Annotated in this window: 3 rRNA genes; all 3 read left to right on the top strand. The window is 54.6% G+C overall.

Annotation, left to right across the window (positions count from 1 at the left end):
* The first annotated feature begins 329 nt into the window (after nucleotides 1-329).
* The 3 genes from HDR73_RS06100 (at nucleotide 330) to rrf (ending at nucleotide 5,631) form a co-directional block, all read left to right on the top strand.
* A 16S ribosomal RNA gene (locus HDR73_RS06100) occupies nucleotides 330-1,850 on the top strand.
* A gap of 428 nt (nucleotides 1,851-2,278) precedes the next feature.
* Nucleotides 2,279-5,398: ribosomal RNA gene (locus tag HDR73_RS06095) — 23S ribosomal RNA — on the top strand.
* A 116-nt stretch (nucleotides 5,399-5,514) separates the two neighbouring features.
* Nucleotides 5,515-5,631 (top strand): 5S ribosomal RNA (gene rrf / locus HDR73_RS06090).
* The 16S, 23S and 5S rRNA genes sit together here, the layout of an rRNA operon.
* Nucleotides 5,632-5,707 lie beyond the last annotated feature (76 nt).

Here is a 5,707-nt window from a genome sequence, read left to right as displayed (position 1 = left end):
GCTTCCGACGTGAGTGCTGGGCCTGTGTGGTCTGGATCACTCCCACGGGGAGCGGTGGAGTGTGAGCTCCGATGGCTGGCTGTGATGGTCGGTGTCGGGAGCGTCCGTTCCTTGAGAACTCAACAGCGTGCACAATGTCAAATGCCAAATACCCGTTGCGGGTGTCCTTCGGATGCTCGTTTCGGATTCCTTTGGAATACATTTAAACAAACAAGCAAGTCAGTAATGATTTGTTCTGTCGGTTTCAAACTTGCTGGTTCGTGTTCGATTCCCGTTCACGTCTGGCTTTAGATGTGCCGGCTGCTTTCGGGTGGTCGTGCGTTTAAGCATTTATGGAGAGTTTGATCCTGGCTCAGGACGAACGCTGGCGGCGTGCTTAACACATGCAAGTCGAACGGTGATGTCAGAGCTTGCTCTGGCGGATCAGTGGCGAACGGGTGAGTAACACGTGAGTAACCTGCCCCCGACTCTGGGATAACTGCTAGAAATGGTAGCTAATACCGGATATGACGATTGGCCGCATGGTCTGGTCGTGGAAAGAATTTCGGTTGGGGATGGACTCGCGGCCTATCAGGTTGTTGGTGAGGTAATGGCTCACCAAGCCTACGACGGGTAGCCGGCCTGAGAGGGTGACCGGCCACACTGGGACTGAGACACGGCCCAGACTCCTACGGGAGGCAGCAGTGGGGAATATTGCACAATGGGCGAAAGCCTGATGCAGCAACGCCGCGTGAGGGATGACGGCCTTCGGGTTGTAAACCTCTTTTAGTAGGGAAGAAGCGAAAGTGACGGTACCTGCAGAAAAAGCACCGGCTAACTACGTGCCAGCAGCCGCGGTAATACGTAGGGTGCAAGCGTTGTCCGGAATTATTGGGCGTAAAGAGCTCGTAGGCGGTTTGTCGCGTCTGCTGTGAAATCCCGAGGCTCAACCTCGGGTCTGCAGTGGGTACGGGCAGACTAGAGTGCGGTAGGGGAGATTGGAATTCCTGGTGTAGCGGTGGAATGCGCAGATATCAGGAGGAACACCGATGGCGAAGGCAGATCTCTGGGCCGTAACTGACGCTGAGGAGCGAAAGCATGGGGAGCGAACAGGATTAGATACCCTGGTAGTCCATGCCGTAAACGTTGGGAACTAGATGTGGGGACCATTCCACGGTCTCCGTGTCGCAGCTAACGCATTAAGTTCCCCGCCTGGGGAGTACGGCCGCAAGGCTAAAACTCAAAGGAATTGACGGGGGCCCGCACAAGCGGCGGAGCATGCGGATTAATTCGATGCAACGCGAAGAACCTTACCAAGGCTTGACATATACCGGAAACGTGCAGAGATGTGCGCCCCGCAAGGTCGGTATACAGGTGGTGCATGGTTGTCGTCAGCTCGTGTCGTGAGATGTTGGGTTAAGTCCCGCAACGAGCGCAACCCTCGTTCTATGTTGCCAGCACGTAATGGTGGGAACTCATAGGAGACTGCCGGGGCCAACTCGGAGGAAGGTGGGGATGACGTCAAATCATCATGCCCCTTATGTCTTGGGCTTCACGCATGCTACAATGGCCGGTACAAAGGGCTGCGATACCGTAAGGTGGAGCGAATCCCAAAAAGCCGGTCTCAGTTCGGATTGAGGTCTGCAACTCGACCTCATGAAGTCGGAGTCGCTAGTAATCGCAGATCAGCAACGCTGCGGTGAATACGTTCCCGGGCCTTGTACACACCGCCCGTCAAGTCATGAAAGTCGGTAACACCCGAAGCCAGTGGCCTAACCGCAAGGGAGGAGCTGTCGAAGGTGGGATCGGTGATTAGGACTAAGTCGTAACAAGGTAGCCGTACCGGAAGGTGCGGCTGGATCACCTCCTTTCTAAGGAGCATGTGCACCTCTCCTCTGTATACAGGGAGATCACGGGTGCCAAGTCACGCGTCAGGCGTATGTTCTGGCGGTGGCGCTCATGGGTGGAACATTGACATTGATGCCGGCTGATGTGCCGGGCTGCTAGTACGCCTCCTTGTGGGGTGGGAAAATGGTCTGGTGTGTCGAGGGCATGTTGCACGCTGTTGGGTCCTGAGGGACCGGGCCGCACCTTTTGGTGTGTCTGGTTTCTTGTCGGACCCTTTCCGTCGTCCCTTGAGTGGATGGTGGTGGGGTACCGCCCGTATATTGAGAACTACACAGTGGACGCGAGCATCTTAGATTCACCGGTTTACCCGGTGGATCACAAAGATCTATTTATAGATCATTGGTCAATTCTGTCTCCTCTAGGGGAGGCGAAACGATTCAATCTCATGTGATTTCAAGATTCTAAGAGCAAACGGTGGATGCCTTGGCATCTGGAGCCGAAGAAGGACGTATAAATCTGCGATAAGCCTCGGGGAGCTGATAATAGAGCTTTGATCCGAGGATCTCCGAATGGGGAAACCCCGCCAGGCCGTTTGGGCGACCTGGTGACTCCCGCCTGAATATATAGGGCGGGTAGAGGGAACGTGGGGAAGTGAAACATCTCAGTACCCACAGGAAGAGAAAGCAAAAGCGATTCCGTTAGTAGTGGCGAGCGAAACCGGAAGAGGCCAAACCGATCATGTGTGATATCCGGTAGGAGTTGCATGGTCGGGGTTGCGGGACTTTCCGTACAGTTCTACCGAGCTGTGAGGGCAATGAGCGCGATATAGACGAATGGTCTTGAAAGGCCAGTCATAGAGGGTGCGAACCCCGTAGTCGAAATGTCGTCGCCTGTCCGGAGAGTATCCCAAGTAGCACGGGGCCCGAGAAATCCCGTGTGAATCTGTCAGGACCACCTGATAAGCCTAAATACTCCCAGATGACCGATAGCGGACAAGTACCGTGAGGGAAAGGTGAAAAGTACCCCGGGAGGGGAGTGAAATAGTACCTGAAACCGTTTGCTTACAAACCGTTGGAGCACCCTTGTTCGTGTGACAGCGTGCCTTTTGAAGAATGAGCCTGCGAGTTAGTGATATGTGGCGAGGTTAACCCGTGTGGGGCAGCCGTAGCGAAAGCGAGTCTTAATAGGGCGTATGAGTCGCATGTTCTAGACCCGAAGCGAAGTGATCTATCCATGGCCAGGTTGAAGCGACGGTAAGACGTCGTGGAGGACCGAACCCACTTCAGTTGAAAATGGAGGGGATGAGCTGTGGATAGGGGTGAAAGGCCAATCAAACTTCGTGATAGCTGGTTCTCTCCGAAATGCATTTAGGTGCAGCGTTGCGTGTTTCTTGCCGGAGGTAGAGCTACTGGATGGACGATGGGCCCCAAAAGGTTACTGACTTCAGCCAAACTCCGAATGCCGGTAAGTGAGAGCGCAGCAGTGAGACGGTGGGGGATAAGCTTCATCGTCGAGAGGGAAACAACCCAGACCACCATCTAAGGTCCCTAAGCGCGTGCTAAGTGGGAAAGGATGTGGAGTTGCATAGACAACCAGGAGGTTGGCTTAGAAGCAGCCACCCTTGAAAGAGTGCGTAATAGCTCACTGGTCAAGTGATTCCGCGCCGACAATGTAACGGGGCTCAAGCACGCCACCGAAGTTGTGGCATTTATATTATAGGCAGGCCTTCGTGGTCCAGCCGTATGGATGGGTAGGAGAGCGTCGTGTGGCCAGCGAAGCGGCGGTGTGAACCAGCCGTGGAGGCCACACGAGTGAGAATGCAGGCATGAGTAGCGAAAGACGGGTGAGAAACCCGTCCTCCGAAAGACCAAGGGTTCCAGGGCCAGGCTAATCCGCCCTGGGTAAGTCGGGACCTAAGGCGAGGCCGACAGGCGTAGTCGATGGACAACGGGTTGATATTCCCGTACCGATGAAGAACCGCCCAAGACAATCCAGTAATGCTAAGTGTCTGAATCCTTGATTCGATCCCTTCGGGGTGACGGTCTTGGCCTAGCACACGACCCTACGCTGGGGCGTTTAGCGTATTAACAGGTGTGACGCAGGAAGGTAGCTGAGCCGGGCGATGGTTGTCCCGGTCTAAGGATGTAGGGCAGAAGATAGGCAAATCCGTCTTCTATGTAGCCTGAGACCCGATGGGTAGTCCTCACGGACGAAATCAGTGATCCTATGCTGCCAAGAAAAGCATCGACGCGAGGTTCCAATCGCCCGTACCCCAAACCGACTCAGGTGGTCAGGTAGAGAATACTAAGGAGATCGAGAGAATCGTGGTTAAGGAACTCGGCAAAATGCCCCCGTAACTTCGGGAGAAGGGGGGCCTGAGGCGTGTAGGGATTTACTCCTGAAGCGTTTGAAGGCCGCAGAGACCAGTGGGAAGCGACTGTTTACTAAAAACACAGGTCCGCGCTAAGTCGCAAGACGATGTATACGGACTGACGCCTGCCCGGTGCTGGAAGGTTAAGAGGAACGGTTAGCACGCAAGTGCGAAGCTGAGAATTTAAGCCCCAGTAAACGGCGGTGGTAACTATAACCATCCTAAGGTAGCGAAATTCCTTGTCGGGTAAGTTCCGACCTGCACGAATGGCGTAACGACTTCCCAGCTGTCTCAACCGCGAACTCGGCGAAATTGCACTACGAGTAAAGATGCTCGTTACGCGCAGCAGGACGGAAAGACCCCGTGACCTTTACTACAGCTTGGTATTGGTGTTTGGTGTGGCTTGTGTAGGATAGGTGGGAGACTGTGAAGCTCGGACGCTAGTTCGGGTGGAGTCATTGTTGAAATACCACTCTGGTCACTCTGGATATCTAACTTTGAACCGTAATCCGGTTCAGGGACAGTGCCTGGTGGGTAGTTTAACTGGGGCGGTTGCCTCCTAAAAAGTAACGGAGGCGCCCAAAGGTTCCCTCAACCTGGTTGGTAATCAGGTGTCGAGTGTAAGTGCACAAGGGAGCTTGACTGTGAGACTGGCAAGTCGAGCAGGGACGAAAGTCGGGACTAGTGATCCGGCAGTGGCTCGTGGAAGCGCTGTCGCTCAACGGATAAAAGGTACCTCGGGGATAACAGGCTGATCTTGCCCAAGAGTCCATATCGACGGCATGGTTTGGCACCTCGATGTCGGCTCGTCGCATCCTGGGGCTGGAGTAGGTCCCAAGGGTTGGGCTGTTCGCCCATTAAAGCGGTACGCGAGCTGGGTTTAGAACGTCGTGAGACAGTTCGGTCCCTATCCGCTGCGCGCGTAGGAAATTTGAGAAGATCTATCCCTAGTACGAGAGGACCGGGATGGACGAACCTCTGGTGTGTCAGTTGTTCCGCCAGGAGCACCGCTGATTAGCTACGTTCGGAACGGATAACCGCTGAAAGCATCTAAGCGGGAAGCCGGCTTCGAGATGAGATTTCCATCCCTTTTAGGGTGAAGGCTCCCGGCTAGACTACCGGGTTGATAGGCAGGATGTGGAAGCGAGGACTAAAGACTCGTGGAGCTAACCTGTACTAATAAGCCGATATCTTGAAAACATTTTGCTTGCGTCCACTATGTGGTTCCCGATATACGGTCGGGTGCTAATTGAACAACCAGCTTGACTGGTCGATTCATCACATATTGCATGCCCTGTGGGGTGTGTATGAGGTGTTTCGGCGGCCATAGCGAGAGGGAAACGCCCGGTCACATTCCGAACCCGGAAGCTAAGACTCTCAGCGCCGATGGTACTGCAGGGGGGACCCTGTGGGAGAGTAGGACACCGCCGGACTTAACTTGAGAACGAACGGGGAGGCCCGTCGCACATCGTGCGGCGGGCCTTTCTGCGTTAACACGGCCTCCCGATG

The sequence above is a fragment of the Clavibacter sp. genome (genome assembly GCF_014802555.1).
Lineage (GTDB): Bacteria > Actinomycetota > Actinomycetes > Actinomycetales > Microbacteriaceae > Clavibacter > Clavibacter sepedonicus.
The sequence above is the reverse complement of the archived record's forward strand: the minus strand, read 5'-3'. Positions and strand labels throughout refer to the sequence as shown.